The sequence below is a fragment of the Nocardia sp. MH4 genome, from assembly GCF_019266065.1.
In the GTDB taxonomy this organism is placed as follows: domain Bacteria; phylum Actinomycetota; class Actinomycetes; order Mycobacteriales; family Mycobacteriaceae; genus Nocardia; species Nocardia canadensis.
The window spans coordinates 84122-100120 of record NZ_LPNR01000105.1 but is presented as its reverse complement, the minus strand read 5'-3'; the positions used below and the strand labels follow the sequence as shown (position 1 = coordinate 100120).

Annotated in this window: 13 protein-coding genes and 1 riboswitch; of the genes, 3 read left to right on the top strand and 10 right to left on the bottom strand. The window is 70.2% G+C overall.

Features of this window, described 5'->3' with window-relative positions; translation table 11 throughout:
• Positions 1-2 precede the first annotated feature (2 nt).
• From rnc to ATM97_RS18385, 4 genes are all read right to left on the bottom strand, one after another.
• Positions 3-746: a ribonuclease III gene (rnc, locus tag ATM97_RS18400; protein WP_218719260.1), complete on the bottom strand. Its 744-nt coding sequence runs from the start codon at positions 744-746 to the stop codon at positions 3-5.
• Positions 747-749: 3 nt separating this feature from the next.
• Positions 750-932: a 50S ribosomal protein L32 gene (gene rpmF / locus ATM97_RS18395; RefSeq protein ID WP_022565580.1), complete on the bottom strand. Its 183-nt coding sequence runs from the start codon at positions 930-932 to the stop codon at positions 750-752.
• Positions 933-934: 2 nt separating this feature from the next.
• The gene (locus ATM97_RS18390) at positions 935-1618 is read right to left on the bottom strand and encodes a DUF177 domain-containing protein (RefSeq protein WP_218719286.1); all 684 of its coding nucleotides are present in this window, start codon (positions 1616-1618) and stop codon (positions 935-937) included.
• Between the two features lie 87 nt (positions 1619-1705).
• Positions 1706-2479 (bottom strand): DivIVA domain-containing protein, encoded by a 774-nt coding sequence (locus ATM97_RS18385; protein ID WP_218719259.1) that lies wholly within the window; start codon positions 2477-2479, stop codon positions 1706-1708.
• Between the two features lie 251 nt (positions 2480-2730).
• Here ATM97_RS18385 and ATM97_RS18380 point away from each other — a divergent pair, with 251 nt between their 5' ends.
• On the top strand, positions 2731-3261 hold the full coding sequence (locus ATM97_RS18380; RefSeq protein WP_218719258.1) for a GtrA family protein: 531 nt from the start codon (positions 2731-2733) through the stop codon (positions 3259-3261).
• Between the two features lie 22 nt (positions 3262-3283).
• Here ATM97_RS18380 and coaD read toward each other — a convergent pair whose 3' ends face one another.
• The 3 genes from coaD to ATM97_RS18365 are packed head-to-tail and all read right to left on the bottom strand — an operon-like array spanning position 3284 to position 7731.
• Positions 3284-3769, bottom strand: a complete 486-nt coding sequence (gene coaD, locus ATM97_RS18375) for a pantetheine-phosphate adenylyltransferase (RefSeq protein ID WP_218719257.1) — start codon at positions 3767-3769, stop codon at positions 3284-3286.
• A gap of 3 nt (positions 3770-3772) precedes the next feature.
• Positions 3773-4336: a 16S rRNA (guanine(966)-N(2))-methyltransferase RsmD gene (rsmD, locus tag ATM97_RS18370; RefSeq protein ID WP_218719256.1), complete on the bottom strand. Its 564-nt coding sequence runs from the start codon at positions 4334-4336 to the stop codon at positions 3773-3775.
• Positions 4333-7731, bottom strand: a complete 3399-nt coding sequence (locus ATM97_RS18365; RefSeq protein WP_218719255.1) for a pyruvate carboxylase — start codon at positions 7729-7731, stop codon at positions 4333-4335. The genes rsmD and ATM97_RS18365 overlap by 4 nt, the downstream gene beginning before the upstream one ends.
• 276 nt (positions 7732-8007) lie before the next feature.
• A riboswitch (cobalamin riboswitch) is annotated at positions 8008-8202 on the top strand.
• Positions 8203-8341: 139 nt separating this feature from the next.
• Here ATM97_RS18365 and metE point away from each other — a divergent pair.
• Entirely contained in the window at positions 8342-10597 is a 2256-nt protein-coding gene (metE, locus tag ATM97_RS18360; RefSeq protein ID WP_218719254.1) for a 5-methyltetrahydropteroyltriglutamate--homocysteine S-methyltransferase, read from the top strand.
• A gap of 86 nt (positions 10598-10683) precedes the next feature.
• Here metE and ATM97_RS18355 read toward each other — a convergent pair whose 3' ends face one another.
• Genes ATM97_RS18355 through ATM97_RS18345 form a run of 3 tightly spaced genes read right to left on the bottom strand, consistent with a single transcriptional unit; the run spans position 10684 to position 14260 of the window.
• Positions 10684-11820 (bottom strand): bifunctional 2-methylcitrate synthase/citrate synthase, encoded by a 1137-nt coding sequence (locus ATM97_RS18355; RefSeq protein ID WP_218719253.1) that lies wholly within the window; start codon positions 11818-11820, stop codon positions 10684-10686.
• 2 nt (positions 11821-11822) lie between these two features.
• Positions 11823-12737, bottom strand: coding sequence for a methylisocitrate lyase (prpB, locus tag ATM97_RS18350; RefSeq protein WP_218719252.1), 915 nt, complete (start codon positions 12735-12737; stop codon positions 11823-11825).
• Positions 12737-14260, bottom strand: coding sequence for an MmgE/PrpD family protein (locus ATM97_RS18345; RefSeq protein WP_218719251.1), 1524 nt, complete (start codon positions 14258-14260; stop codon positions 12737-12739). The genes prpB and ATM97_RS18345 overlap by 1 nt, the downstream gene beginning before the upstream one ends.
• 312 nt (positions 14261-14572) lie before the next feature.
• Between ATM97_RS18345 and ATM97_RS18340 the strand changes: the two genes are divergently transcribed.
• Entirely contained in the window at positions 14573-15997 is a 1425-nt protein-coding gene (locus ATM97_RS18340) for a short-chain fatty acyl-CoA regulator family protein (RefSeq protein WP_218719250.1), read from the top strand.
• Positions 15998-15999: the final 2 nt, after the last annotated feature.

Below are 15999 nucleotides of genomic sequence, written 5' to 3'. Positions count from 1 at the left end.
GGTCAGGCTTCGTCGGAGGATTCGACGGAGGTTTCGGCGGTGAGTGCCTTGTAGGCGGTGCCCGCGGCCTTCTGCTCGGCTTCCTTCTTGGAGCGGCCGACGCCCTGCCCGTACGGACGACCGGCGATCACCGTGGTCGCGGTGAACTCCTTGTTGTGGTCCGGGCCGGTGGAGGTGATCTCGTAATTGGGCACGCCGAGGCCACGCTCGGCGGTGAGCTCCTGCAGGCTGGTCTTCCAGTCGAGGCCGGCGCCCATGCGGGGGCCGCGCTCGAGCAGTTCGGCGAACAGGCGCAACACGACCCCACGGGCCACCTCGATGCCGTGCTCGAGATGCACGGCGCCGAGCAGGGACTCCATGCCGTCGGCGAGGATGCTCGGCTTGTCACGGCCGCCGGTGAGCTCTTCGCCCTTGCCGAGCAGCAGGTACTGACCGAGTCCGCCGTCACCGAGACCACGCGCCACCTCGGCGAGCGCGTGCATGTTCACCACGCTGGCGCGCAGCTTCGCGAGCTCGCCCTCGGACTTCTCGGGGTGCTCGGTGTAGAGGCGCTCGGTGATGCTCAGACCGAGAACCGAGTCGCCGAGGAACTCGAGGCGCTCGTTGGTCGGCAAACCACCGTTCTCGTACGCGTACGACCGGTGCGTCAGCGCGAGGCGCAGAAGCTCCGGTCGTACGTCGACACCGAGTGCGGTGAGCAGGCTGGCGTGATCGGCCGAGCCCGCGGTGTCTTTGCTGGCTGTCACGAATCAGACAGCAGCAGTGACCTGGCGGCCCTTGTAGGTGCCGCAGGACGGGCACGCGATGTGCGGGAGGGTCTTCTCACCGCAGGCACGGTTCGGGCAGGTGACCAGGGTCGGCGCGACGGCCTTCCACTGGCTGCGCCGCGACCGGGTGTTGGAACGGGACATCCGGCGCTTGGGAACAGCCACGGCTACTTCTCCTCTGTGTTTTCGCTGGCCACGTGGGCATCGTTTGCCACGGGAGCGGATCGGTCTGGGGTGGTGGAACCCTCAGCGGGGTCGCCGGTGCCGGGCGCCTCTGCGGCGAAACTCGCCAACTTGGCCCAGCGAGGGTCCAGTATCTCATGCCCGTGATCAGGACCCGCAATCGCCATCCGCACACCGCACTCGGGGCACAGGCCCGCGCAGTTCGGGGTGCACAGCGGCTGCAGCGGAAGCTCCAGCCCGATGGCGTCGAGGATCACCGGCTCGAGGTCGATGAGGTCGTCTTCCATGCGGTAGACCTCGTCGTCCTCGGTCGTCTGCTCGGTGGTGCTGTCCGGATACGCGAACAGCTCCGTCAGACGAATCTCGACCTGGTCGTCGAACGGTTCCAGGCAGCGCGAGCACTCCCCCACCGTCGGCCCGGACGCCGTGCCGGTGACCAGCACACCCTCCGAGACGGCCTGCAACTGCAGGTCGAGTTCCACCGCGGCGTCGGCCGGGATGGCGATCAGATCCAGACCCAGCCGCTCATGGTCGGTGACGGTGCGACGCAGCTCCCGCATGGTCCCCGGCCGACGGCCGAGGCTGCGGACATCCAGCACGAAGCCCGCGTCGGACACAGGACCACTGGTCTTGTGCGGACGCGACGGCGAACCGGAAGCGGCGGGCATCACTGACTCACTTACTTCTGAGGGGATTTGGGCAACCACTCAACAGTACGGCAGGACCCCGTCGGAACTCAAAACGCGGGAGTGCGGTCAGCGCCGGTGCTCGGCGGCGTATTCCGGGTATTCGGCCGCCTGACCGCCGCGCATCTGCTGGCGACCGCGGGTGATCGTGCGCCGCGTGGTGCTCAGCGTCTCCTCCATCGCGGCGAGCCTGCCACCGAAATCGGCCATCTGCTCGTCGACGTAGTCGTCGCATTCGGCGCGGACCCGGTCGGCCTCGGCCTGGGCGTCGTCGATCAGGCGCGCCGACTCGGCGTGCGCGGCCCGCACGACCTCGGTCTGGGCGACCAGCCGGGCCTGCTCGGCCTTGCCGTCGGCGACTGAGCGCTCGTAGGAGTCCTTGCCCGCCTGGATGGCCCGGTCGGCGTCGATCTGGGCGCGGCTGGTCAGTTCGTCGTACTCGGCGTTGCCGTCGGCGATCACCTGCTCGGCCTCGGCCTGCGCGGTCGCGACCAGACGATCGGCGTGCGTGGTGGCCTCGGCGACCATCCGGTCGGCGTGCGCCTTGGCGTCGGCGAGGATGCGGTCGGCCTCGGCGCGGGCGTTCTCGATGGTGGTACGCGCCTGGTCGTTGGCCGAGGTGATGGTGGTCTCGGCGCCGGCGCGGGCGTCGCCGACGATCTTGTCGCGATGATCGAGGACGTCCTGGGCGTCGTCGAGCTCACCGGGCAGGGCGTCGCGGACGTCGTCGAGCAGTTCGAGGACATCGCCGCGCGGCACGATGCAGCTGCGAGTCGGCGGGATGCCGCGCGCCTCTTCGACGATGGCGACCAGTTCGTCGAGTGCTTCGAATACGCGATACATGCTCACTACCCTCCTGCTTGCTCACGGCGAAACCACTACCGCCGTGGCCCAGTGTGCCCGTCGGCGGCGCGTGTTCCGAATGTCGTCGCGGTGTGTCGCGAGAGTGTCCTAGATCGCACAGATATCAAGTGGAGTGAATCCCTCCACTTCCGCTACCATCGGTAGGCACGACAACGCCGTCCGCCGGGAAGCACTGCACGTTTATTGCTGTTGTACTCCTCGACGCTCGTTCATTGCGATCGGAGTCGACCATGACCGTCCTCGAAACACCGAGACCTTCGGTGTCCCACGTCGCGGGCATGTTCACACCCTGGATCGGAACGTTCCCCGCCGTTCCCGCCGCTACACCCGCCCCCGCGGTGCGCCCGCGGGTCGACCGAACCCTCACCTACCTGCGCGGCGACCGCGCGCTCCCCCAGCTCATCCGCTTCGCCCTGGTCGGCGGCTCCAGCAATATCGCCTACGTGCTGCTGTTCTTCGCCATGCACGGCGTCGGCCCGCTGATCGCCAATGTCGCCGGCTCGGTGGTCAGCACCGTGATCGCCAACGAACTGCACCGCCAGCTCACCTTCCACGCCGCAGACCGGGTCACCTGGTTCACGGCGCAATGGGAAGGCGGCGGCCTGGCGCTGCTCGGTCTCGGCATCACGACGGCGGGCCTGGCCGCCCTCGGCGTGTGGGCGCCCGGCCTGGGTGACAGCGTGCAGGCACTCGCCGTCCTCGCCATCACCGCCGCGGTCGGCGGCATGCGGTTCCTGGCTCTGCGCGGCCTGGTCTTCTAGCAGCGACGCGCGGCCGAGCCCGCTAGCCGCGACGCTCGGCCAGGCGGTCGAGCAGGCGCTTGTGCACCGCGGGCGGGAGCATGTCGCTGACGTCGCCACCGTAGGCCGCGACTTCCTTCACCAGGGAGCTGGACAGGAAGCTCAGCGACGGGTTGGTGGCGATGAAGAAGGTGTCGACACCGGCCAGCTTGTGGTTCATCTGGGCCATCTGGAGCTCGTAGCCGAAGTCGCCCGCGTCGCGCAGACCCTTGACGATCGCGCCGACGCCCTCCTGCTTGGCGAAGTCGACCAGCAGACCCTGCCAGGACGCCACGCGCACATTGGGCAGATGGGCGACCGACTCGCGCAGCAGTTCGATGCGCTCGTCGACGGTGAACATGCCCTGCTTCTTGGGGTTCACCATCACGGTGACGATCACCTCGTCGAACTGCGCGGCCGCGCGAGCGAACACGTCGAGGTGACCGTTGGTGACCGGGTCGAAGGAGCCGGGGCACAGTGCTGCAGCCATGGTTCAGACGCTAGCACCGAATTCGGCGAGCTCGATTCTGGTCTCCCCGTACTTGCGGATCTTCAGCGGCGCATAGCCTGCGGGCCAGGCGATTTCGGGTGAGCGGATGGACCGCTCGACGATCACCAGCGCGTCGGGCGCGAGCCAGCCGTTGGCCGCCAGCGCGGTGAGGTCGGCGATCACGTCCTCGGTGCTCACGTCGTACGGCGGGTCGGAGAAGACCACGTCGTAGGGACTCGGCGCGGCGTGCGCCAGCACCGAGCCGACCGTGCCCAGGCGCAGTTCCGCGCCGGGCAGGCCGAGTTCGGCGATATTGGCGCGCACGACCGCGGCCGCCTTGCGGTCGGCCTCGACGAGCAGGGCGTGGGCGGCGCCGCGCGAGAGCGCTTCCAGGCCGAGCGCGCCCGAACCGGCGTACAGGTCCACCACCCGCGCGCCGTCCAGATCCAGGCGCGCGTCGATCGCGCTGAACAGGGCCTCGCGGACCCGGTCCGAGGTGGGCCGGGTACCGGCGGGCGGCACCTTCAGCCGCCGCCCGCCCGCCGTGCCCGCGACGATGCGCGTCATTCCGACTCGCGCGCAGCCAGTTCCACCAGCAGATCGCCGCCCTCGACCTGCTGCACCTTGGCGGTCGCGATCCGGCCGACGATGCCGGCGCGCGGCGCGGTGATCGCCGCCTCCATCTTCATCGCCTCGATGGTGCCGACGGTGTCGCCCGCGTGGATCTCGTCGCCCTCCGACACCGCCAACGTGACGACACCGGCGAACGGCGCCGCGATGTGGCCGGGGTTGTTCTTGTCGGCCTTCTCCGCGGCCGGCACCTCGGAGGCGATCGAGCGGTCCCGCACCGCGACCGGGCGCAGCTGCCCGTTCATGATGCACATGACCGTGCGCATGCCCTTCTCGTCCGGCTCGGAGATCGCCTCCAGCCCGATGAGCAGCGTGACGCCCTTCTCCAGCTGGACGCGGTGCTCCTCGCCGCGGCGCAGACCGTAGAAGAACTGGTTCTCCGACAGGCCGGTGGTGTCGCCGTACTTCTCCCGGTGCGCCTGGAACTCGGCGGTCGGGCCGGGGAACAGCAGGCGGTTGAGGGTGTCGCGACGCTCCTGCGAGGTGCCGTCGAGCCCGGCCTGGTCGGCCGCGGTCAGCGGGGTCTCCGGCTTGGGCTCGTTGCGCCCGGCCAGCGCCTTGCTGCGGAACGGCTCGGGCCAGCCACCGGCGGGCTCGCCCAGTTCGCCGCGCAGGAAGCCGATCACCGAGTCGGGGATGTCGTAGCGGCCCGGATCGGCGGCGAAGTCCTCGATGTCGACACCGGTGCCGACCAGCGCCAGCGCCAGATCACCGACGACCTTCGACGACGGGGTGACCTTGATCAGGCGGCCCAGCAGCCGGTCGGCCGCGGCGTACTTGGCCTCGACCTCCTCGAACCGGTCGCCCAAGCCGAGCGCGATCGCCTGCTGGCGCAGGTTCGACAGCTGACCGCCCGGGATCTCGTGGGTGTACACGCGCCCGGTCGGCGCGGGCAGACCCGACTCGAACGGCGCGTAGACCTTGCGCAGCGCCTCCCAGTACGGCTCCAGATCGCACACGTTCTGCAGGTTCAGGCCGGTGTCGTGCTCGGTATGCGCGGTGGCCGCGACGATGGCCGACAGCGCGGGCTGGGAGGTCGTACCCGCCATCGCGGCCGAGGCGCCGTCGACCGCGTCGGCGCCGGCCTGCCAGGCGGCCAGGTAGGTCGCCAGCTGACCGCCGGGGGTGTCGTGGGTGTGCACGTGCACCGGCAGATCGAAGTTGCCGCGCAGCGCGGTGACCAGCTTCGCTGCCGCGGGCGCGCGCAGCAGGCCAGCCATGTCCTTGATCGCGAGCACGTGCGCGCCCGCGTCGACGATCTGCTCGGCCAGCTTCAGGTAGTAGTCGAGGGTGTAGAGCGACTCGTTCGGGTCGAGCAGGTCGCCGGTGTAGCTGAGCGCGACTTCGGCGATGGCCGTGTTCGTTTCGCGCACGGCGTCGATAGCCGGGCGCATCTGGTCGACATTGTTGAGCGCGTCGAAGATGCGGAAGATATCGATGCCGGTGGTCGCGGCCTCGGAGACGAACGCGCGGGTGACCTGTTCCGGGTACGGCGTATAGCCGACGGTGTTGCGACCGCGCAGCAGCATCTGCAGACAGATGTTGGGCACGGCCTCGCGCAGGGCGGCCAGCCGCTCCCACGGGTCCTCGTGCAGGAAGCGCAGCGCCACATCGTAGGTCGCGCCGCCCCACGCCTCGATCGAGAGCAGTTCCGGGGTCAGCCGGGCGACATGCCCGGCGACACCGAGCAGGCCGTTGGTGCGCACCCGGGTCGCCAGCAGCGACTGGTGTGCGTCGCGGAAGGTGGTGTCGGTGACGCCGAGGGCCTTCTGCTCGCGCAGGGCGCGGGCGAAGCCCTCGGGGCCGAGGGCGAGCAGGCGCTGACGCGAGCCGTCCGGCGGCGGCAGCGTCAGGTCGACGGCGGGCAGCTTGTCGTACGGGTACACCGTGGTCGGGCGATCGCCGTGCGGCTTGTTGACGGTGACGTCGGCCAGGTAGCTCAGGATCTTGGTGCCACGGTCGGCCGAGCCGCGCGAGGTCAGCAGCTCGGGCCGCTCGTCGATGAACGAGGTGGTGACCCGGCCCGCCTGGAAGTCCGGGTCGTCGAGCACCGAGAGCAGGAACGGGATGTTGGTCGTGACGCCACGGATGCGGAACTCGGCCAGCGCGCGCCGGGCACGGGCGGCCGCGGCGGGCAGGTCGCGGCCACGGCAGGTCAGCTTGACCAGCATCGAGTCGAAGTAGGCGCCGATCTCCGCGCCGAGGTTCGCGCCGCCGTCGAGACGGATGCCCGCGCCGCCGGGGGTGCGGTAGGCGGTGATGCGGCCGGTGTCGGGGCGGAAGCCGTTGGCCGGGTCCTCGGTGGTGATGCGGCACTGCAGCGCGGCGCCCCGGATCGACACCGTGTCCTGGCTCAGGCCCAGATCGGCCAGGGTCTCCCCGGCGGCGATCCGCAGCTGTGACTGCACCAGGTCGACGTCGGTGATCTCCTCGGTGACCGTGTGCTCGACCTGGATGCGCGGGTTCATCTCGATGAACACGTGCTTGCCGCGCTCGTCGAGCAGGAACTCCACGGTGCCAGCGTTGCTGTAACCGATCTGGCGGGCGAAGGCCACCGCGTCGGCGCAGATGCGTTCGCGCAGTGCGGGATCCAGGTTCGGCGCGGGCGCGAGCTCGATCACCTTCTGGTGGCGGCGCTGCAGCGAGCAGTCGCGCTCGAACAGGTGCATGACGTTGCCGTGCTGGTCGGCCAGGATCTGCACCTCGATGTGGCGCGGATTCACCACGGCCTGCTCGAGGAACACGGTCGGGTCACCGAAGGCCGACTCGGCCTCGCGCGAGGCCGCCTCGATCGACTCGCGCAGCTGCTCGGGCGCGGCGACCCGGCGCATGCCGCGACCACCACCACCGGCGACGGCCTTGACGAAGATCGGGTACTCGAACTCCTGGGCGGCGGCCAGCAGGGCGTCGATGTCGGCGGAGGGTTCGCTGGACTTCAGCACCGGCAGGCCGGCGGCCTTGGCGGCGGCGATGGCGGTGGCCTTGTTGCCCGCCATCTCCAGGACGGCGGCCGAGGGGCCGATGAAGGTGATGCCCTCGCGCTCGCAGGCGGCCGCGAGGTCGGGGTTCTCCGACAGGAAGCCGTAGCCGGGGTAGATCGCGTCGGCGCCGGCGCTCTTGGCCGCGTCGATGATCGCCTCGATGGACAGGTACGCCCGGACCGGGTGCCCTTCCTCGCCGATCTGATACGACTCGGCCGCCTTCAGCCGATGGACGGAGTTGCGGTCCTCATGGGGGAACACCGCGACCGTTCCGATGCCGAGTTCGTACGCCGCGCGGAAGGCGCGAATGGCGATCTCACCACGATTGGCGACCAAGACTTTCGAGAACATTGGACCACGGTACCCGGACGCGACCGCAGGACTGTCACGCAAGGTGGCTTCGCAGCAATCTTCACATCGCACACCCGCCCACCTGCGAAGTTGCGTTCATCGGGCCGTCACATCTCACCGTGGCGGACGCCCGGCGGTGCGCCGCCGAAGCGCAGGTCACGCGGGCCACGCGCGCCGGGGTGGTCGCGACGGTACGCGCTGAGGCCCTATGCTGGGCGACGCAGCTGGTTCGCCTGCGCGGTGGAAGAGTCGGAGCCCCGACCTCCCGCGCCGGTGTCGAAGCCCGGGCACTGTGGTGCCGGGTGAAGAGGGAACCCGGTGGGAATCCGGGACTGTCCCGCAGCGGTATGCAGGAACGACCGCCGTCATCAGCACTGGGCACGACGCCCGGGAAGCGACGGCCAGTAGGTCGGTCGATCACACGACCGGTGCCCGCGAGTCCGAAGACCTGCCGACTGTGCCGGATACGCCGTATCCGGCGGCCACCGCCTCGTGGATCGGGCGCGCGGACCACCTGTGCCGACCTGTCGTGTCTCACGACGGGTCCCGGAGGTGTCGTCGTCGCCCGCGAAAGGCGTCGGCTCTCCCTGCACGACACTGGAGAATCTCCGTGACTGTTTCGCACTCCCCTTTCACCGCAACGGTTCTCGGCCTGCCGCGGGTGGGCCCGCGCCGGGAACTCAAGCGCGCCACCGAGTCCTACTGGGCAGGCCGGCTCGGCGCCGAGGACCTGCACGCCGTCGGCCGCATGCTGCGCACCGTGCAGTTGGCCGCATTGCAGGCGGCCGGACTGGATTCGGTGCCCGTCGGCACCTTCTCCTACTACGACCAGATGCTCGACACCGCCGTCCTGCTCGGTGCGCTGCCGCATCGGGTGACCGACATCGCCGACCCGCTGGACCGCTATTTCGCGGCCGCACGCGGGACCGACACGGTCACGCCGCTGGAGATGACCAAGTGGTTCGACACCAACTACCACTACCTGGTGCCCGAGATCGACGCGGCCACCGTGTTCACGCTGCACCCGGACAAGCTGCTGACCGAACTCGCGGAGGCCATCGCGCTCGGCGTGCCGGCCCGGCCGGTGGTGATCGGCCCGCTGACCTTCCTGAAGCTCGCCAAGTCCACCGACGGCGCGGCGCTGGACCGGCTGCCGGAACTGGTGCCGCTGTACCTGGACCTGCTGGCACGCCTGGCCGAGGCGGGCGCGCAGTGGGTGCAGATCGATGAGCCGGTGCTGGTCACCGACCTGACCGCGGCCGAGATCGGGCTCGTGCGCGAGACCTACACCGCGCTGTCGGCCGCGCCGGACCGGCCCGCGCTCCTGGTCGCCACCTACTTCGGGCACCCCGACGGCGCGCTGGCGGCAGTGGCGGACACCGGCATCGAGGGTGTCGCCCTCGATCTCACCGCGGGCATCGAGGTGTCCGCGATCGCCGCCGTCCCGGCGCTGGCGGGCAAGCTGCTGGTCGCCGGTGTCGTCGACGGCCGCAACATCTGGCGCACCGACCTCGACGCCGCGCTCGACACGCTCGGCGCCCTGGGCACCGGCGTGGCGGTCTCGACCTCGTGCTCCCTGCTGCATGTGCCGTACTCGCTGACCCCGGAGACCAGGCTCGACGACCGGCTTCGCTCGTGGCTGGCATTCGGCGCCGAAAAGGTCGGCGAGGTGCGGGTTCTCGCGACCGCCCTGGCCGAGGGCGCCGCCGCGGTCGGCGACGAGCTGGCCGCGGCGCGCGCCGCCGCCGTGACCAGGCGCACCGACCCGCGCCTGCACGACGACCGGGTCCGCGCCCGCCTGGCCGCCCTCGACGAGGACGACCTGACCCGCTCCCCCGCCGACGAGCGCAGGGCGGCGCAGCGCGCTCACCTCGACCTGCCGGTGCTGCCGACCACCACGATCGGCTCCTACCCGCAGACCTCGGCCATCCGCCTGGCCCGCGCCGCGCTGCGCACCGGCGAGATCGATGCGGCCGAATACGAGCGCCGGATGCGGGCCGAGATCGCCGACGTGATCGCCCTGCAGGAGAAGCTCGGCCTGGACGTGCTGGTGCACGGCGAGCCGGAACGCAACGACATGGTCCAGTACTTCGCCGAGCTCCTCGACGGCTTCGCCACCACCGAGGCGGGCTGGGTGCAGTCCTACGGCACCCGCTGTGTGCGCCCACCGATCCTGTTCGGCGACGTCGCGCGGCCCGCGCCGATGACGCTGTCGTGGATCGGCTACGCCCAGTCGCTGACCGCCAAGCCGGTCAAGGGCATGCTGACCGGTCCGGTGACGATCCTGGCGTGGTCGTTCGTCCGCGACGATCAGCCGCTCGCCGACTCGGCCCGCCAGGTCGCACTGGCGATCCGGGACGAGACGGTGGACCTGCAGGCCCAGGGCGCCCGGATCATCCAGGTCGACGAGCCCGCCCTGCGCGAGCTGCTGCCGCTGCGCGCGGCCGATCAGCCCGCTTACCTGCGCTGGTCGGTGGACGCGTTCCGGTTGGCCACCGCCGGGGTCGCCGACACCACCCAGGTGCACACGCACCTGTGCTATTCGGAGTTCGGCGAGGTGATCTCGGCGATCGCGGGCCTGGACGCCGATGTCACCTCGATCGAGGCGGCCCGCTCGCACATGGAGGTTCTCGACGACCTGAACGCGGCCGGTTTCGCGCTCGGGGTCGGCCCCGGCGTCTACGACATCCACTCGCCCCGGGTGCCCTCGGTCGAGGAGATCACCGCCGCACTGTCGGCCGCGCTGGCGGCCGTACCGGCCGAACGACTCTGGGTGAACCCGGACTGCGGTCTCAAGACGCGTGGCCCGGTGGAGGTCGAGGCGTCGCTGCGCAACCTGGTGACGGCGGCCGCCGCGCTGCGCTGAACACAGCACCGCCCCGGACGGGTGATCCGTCCGGGGCGGTGGTGCCGGTCCGCGGCGTCGGCGATGCGGGGCCGACGCGGACCGGTTCAGTGACGCGTGGGCACCGGACGCTGGTCGACGCCGCGATACTCCGACAGCGGCCGGATCAGCGCGTTCGCGGCCGACTGCTCGGCGATGTGCGCGGTCCAGCCGGTGATCCGGCTCATCACGAAGATGGGCGTGAACATCTCGATGTCGAAGCCCATCAGGTAGTAGGCGGGCCCGGCAGGGAAGTCGAGATTCGGTGCGATACCGGTCTTCTCGGCCATGGCTGCGGCGAGCGCGTCGTACATCCGCACCCACCGCTGTCCGCCGGTGACCGCGGCCACCTCGTCGAGGGCGGCCTTCATCGTCGGCACCCGCGAGTCGCCGTTACGGTAGACGCGGTGGCCGAAGCCCATCACCTTGCGCCGCGCGGCCAGCGTCTCGCCGACCCAGGCCGCGGCCCGAGCGGGGTCACCGATCTCGAGCATGGTGTGCATGACCGCCTCGTTGGCGCCGCCGTGCAGCCTGCCCTTCAACGCGCCGATGGCCGCGGTGATCGCGCTGTACAGGTCCGAGCCGGTGGAGGTCACCACCCGGGCGGCGAAGGTGGAGGCGTTGAAACCGTGCTCGGCGTAGAGGATCAGCGAGATCTCGAACGCCCGCACGATCCGCGGCGCGGGCACCTCACCGAAACACATGTACAGGAAGTTCTCGGCGAACCCGAGCTGGGAATGCGGGGCGATCGGGTCGAGCCCGCGCCGCCTGCGCATCGCCGCCGCGATCACCGTGGGCAGCAGCGCGGTCAACCGCAGTGCGGCGGCGAGTCTTTCCCGTTCGCCCACGCTCTCGGCGGCGGCGTCCTCGGTGCCGAGGTAGCTGACGACCGTGCGCACCACATCCATCGGATGACAGGTGTCGGGCATCTTCTCCACCAGCGCCAGCACCGACCGGTCGATCCGGCGCTGCGCGCGTTCGCGCTGGCACAGCTGTTGCAGCTGCCCGTCGTCGGGCAGTTCGCCGTGCCAGAGCAGGTAGACGACCTCCTCGAAGGTGCAGCGTGCGGCCAGATCCTGCACGGGATAGCCCCGGTAGGTCAGCGAGTTGGTCTCGGCGACCACCTTGGAGATGCTCGTCGTGTCGACCACCACCCCCGCCAGCCCCTTGGCGATGGCCCGCGGTGCCGTCTGTCCACTGGTCATGGTCACTCACCCACCGTGAAATCGAAGATGCCGGAGTCGAATTCGTTGTAGCGCTGGTAGCCCAGCAGTTCGTAGAGCCGCGACCGGTGCTGCATGCGACCCAGCAGCGCCGCTTGAGTACCGGCCGTGGCGATCTCGCGCAGGCCGTCCTCGATCGCGCCCATCGCCAGCCGCAGCGTGGTGACCGGGTAGATCACCGCGTTGTAGCCGAGATCGGTCAAGGTCGCGGCCGACAGCAGCGGGGTCTTGCCGAACTCGGTCATGTTGGCCAGCAGCGGGACATCCACGGCGGCACGGAACCTCGCGAACTCGGCCTCCTCGACCAGCGCCTCGGTGAAGATCAGGTCGGCGCCCGCGTCGGCGTAGGCCTTGGCCCGCTCGATCGCCGCATCGAGTCCCTCGATGGCGCGCGCGTCGGTGCGGGCACAGATCACGAAGCCGGGATCGCGGCGCACCGCGACCGCGGCTCGGATCCGGCGCACCATCGCCGCGGTCTCGACCACCGCCTTGCCGTCGAGATGACCGCACCGTTTCGGATTGACCTGATCCTCGAGGTGACAGCCGGCCAGGCCGGCGTCCTCGAGCAGGGCCACCGTGCGGGCGGCGTTCATCGGTTCGCCGAAGCCGGTGTCGGCGTCGACGAGGACCGGCAGTTCGGTGGCGCGCGCGATCTGGCGACCGCGTTCGACGACCTCGGTGAGCGTGGTCAGGCCGATGTCGGGCAGCGCCAGCTCGGCCGACACCACCGCACCGGAGACGTACACGCCGTCGAATCCGATCTCCTGGATCAGCGTGGCCACCAGCGGATTCACCGCGCCCGGCAACCGCTGCAACTGTCCGGAGGCCAGGCCGGCCCGGAACGCGGCGCGTTTGCGCGCCGGGCTGGTGTGCGCGGCGAGCAGTCCCGAAACATTCATCAGAACAGTCCTTCCCGCGCGGCGGGGAGCACCTCGAACAGGACCGGGTCGACCGCGAAGCTGAGCTGGTCCAGCTCGCCCGCGGCCAGCTCCGGGGTCCGCTGCGCGGCGTCGAGGAAGCGCTCCTGCTCGTCCGGCGCGACGACGCCGTCGGCGAGGACGCGGAACTTCTCGAGGTACTGCGCGCGGGCGAACGGCCGCGCGCCCAGCGGATGCGCGTCGGCCACCGCGAGCTCGTCGACGACGACGGTGCCGTCGTCGAGGGTGACCACGGCCCTGGCGCCGAAGGCCTTCTCCGCCGGGTCGGTCGCGTGATAGCGGCGCGTCCACTCCGGGTCTTCGACGGTGGAGATCTTGCGCCACAGCGCGATGGTGTCGGGCCTGCGCGCGCGCTCGGGTGCGTAAGAGCGCTCGTGATGCCAGGTGCCGTCCTGCAGGGCGACCGCGAAGATATAGGGCAGCGAGTGGTCGAGGGTCTCGCGGCTGGCGTGTGGGTCGAACTTCTGCGGGTCACCGGACCCGGTGCCGATCACGTAGTGGGTGTGATGGCTGGTGTGCAGCACGATCGAGGTGATGCGGGCGGTGTCGGCGATCCGCTCGCGCAGCCTGCGCGCCAGGTCGATCGGGGCCTGGCTCTGGTATTCGGCCGAGTGCTCCTTGGTGTAGCTGTCCAGGATCGCGCGCTTGGCCTCGCCGGGGCCCGGCAGCGGCACCCGGTATTCGGCGTCGGCGCCGCCGAGCAGCCAGGCGATGACGCCGTCGGCGCCCTCCCAGATCGGGGCGGGCGCGCCCTCCCCGCGCATCGCGCGGTCGACCGCCTCGACCGCCATCTTGCCCGCGAAGGCCGGCGCGTAGGCCTTCCAGCTGGAGATCTCGCCCTTGCGGGACTGCCGGGTCGCGGTGGTGGTGTGCAGCGCCTGGCCGACCGCCTGATAGATGGTCTCGGCGTCGAGACCGAGCAGCGTGCCGATGCCCGCCGCGGCCGACGGGCCGAGATGGGCGACATGGTCGATCTTGTGCTCGTGCAGGCAGATCGCGCGCACGAGGTCGATCTGGATCTCGTAGCCGGTCGCCAGGCCGCGGATCAGCTCGGCGCCGCTGCGCCCGGTGTGCTGGGCGACCGCCAGGATCGGCGGGATGTTGTCGCCGGGATGGGAGTACTCGGCGGCCAGGAAGGTGTCGTGGAAGTCGAGTTCGCGGACCGCGACACCGTTGGCCAGCGCCGCCCACTCCGGGGAAAAGCGCTGCGCGCCCGCCAGTCCGAACACGGTGGCGCCGTGTCGGCGTGCGCCCACGGGCAGCGGATGGGCGCTCGCCTGCGCTCTGGCCGTCCGCACCGGGCCGCGCAGGACCGAGGCCGCGGCCACCGCCGCGTTGTCGATGATCCGGTTGACGATCATGTCGGTGACCTCGCCTGACACCGGCACCGGGTCGGTGGCCACCTCCGCCACCAGCGTGGCCAGGTGCTGCGCGCGGGGGAACTCCTCGGCGGCGCCGACACTGCGAACGAGATGGGTTTTCACTGATCCTCCGATTCCAGCTGGTCGATCCCAGCCACAATTCGCACGCTACGCACCGCGAACCGCTCGGAGAACATGCTGAACAAGCGTATTTTTGTGTGCGACACTCGATGAATCAGCGAACGTTGCGAAGGCTGGACGGTAAGGTCGGGGACGTGATATCCGATCGCCACGGACCCCGGATCCGACCTAACGGTCTCTTCGCACGTTACGCACCGGTAGTCACAGGTAAAATCCCTTGCAGGACTGGGCTTCTCCCCAGACAATCACGATTTCGAGCGAACATTGCAAACCCGGCGAGTTAGGATCTCCGGCGTGCGGAAGATGTACGCGGGGGCCAGGCTACGACGGCTGCGTGAAGAACGACGGATGACTCAGGCGGCGCTCGCGAAATCGCTGGATCTCTCGCCCAGTTATCTCAACCAGCTCGAACGCGACCAGCGCCCGCTCACCATTCCCGTTCTGCTGAAACTGAACTCGACCTTCGATCTGGATGTGCAGTTCTTCGCCGCCGACTCCGACGCGCGGCTGGTCTCGGATCTGCACGAAGTGCTCGTGGAAGCCGCGGGCGGCGGTGACACCGCGCCGATCACCGAGGTCGAGGAACTCGCGACCCGGCTGCCGGAGGTGGCCCGCATCGTCATCGCCATGCACCGGCGCCTGCGCGCGGCCACCGATCAGCTCGACCTGCTGTCCTCGCGGGTGGACACGCCCAGCGGCGCGCCGGGCACACCCATGCCCTACGAGGACGTACGCGACTTCTTCTACGACCACCGCAACCACATCTCCACCCTCGACCACGCCGCCGAGCAGCTGTTCGAGGAGTCGGGGCTGAGCATCGGCTCGCTGGATCGGCAGCTGGCCAGGATCGCGGAGGAACGCGCGGGCGTGACCGTGCTGGTCCGCGGCGACGGCGCCGACCCGACCATTCCCAAGCGCCACTACGATCCCGACACCCGCACGCTCACCCTGGCGCGGCGGCTGCGCCCCGGACAGCGTGCCTTCCAGATCGCCACCACCCTGGGCCTGCTGCTCTACGGGCGCGAGATCGACAACGTCCTCGCCGAATCGCGCGCGCTCACCGGTGAATCCCGCACCCTGGCCAGGGTCGGGCTGGCCAACTATTTCGCGGGCGCGCTGATCCTGCCCTACGGCCGGTTCCTGCGGTCGGCGGAGGAACTGCGCTACGACGTCGACCTGCTCGCGCTGCGGTTCGAGGTCGGCTTCGAGACGGTGTGCCACCGGCTGAGCACCCTGCAGCGACAGGGCCAGCGCGGGGTGCCGTTCTTCCTGGTACGCACCGACCGGGCGGGCAACATCTCGAAACGGCAGTCCGCCACCGCGTTCCATTTCTCCCGGGTCGGCGGCAGCTGCCCGCTGTGGGTCACCCACGAGGCGTTCGCGCACCCGGGCCGCATCCTCACCCAGATCTCGGAGATGCCCGACGGGCGCCGCTACCTGTGGATCGCCCGGACCACCCCGGCATCCGCGCAGGGCTACGGCACCGCGGCGAAGAACTTCGTCATCGGGCTCGGCTGCGATATCGAATACGCCGACCGGCTGGTCTACTCCCAGGGCCTGCAACTGGACGACCCGCAGGTGGCGGTGCCGATCGGGGCGGGCTGCAAGGTGTGCGAGCGGCCCGCGTGCCCGCAGCGCGCGTTCCCGCAGATCGGGCGGCCGCTCGCGGTGGCCGAGCACACCAGCACCGATCTGCCGTATCCGCGCCTGCCGCGCTGAGC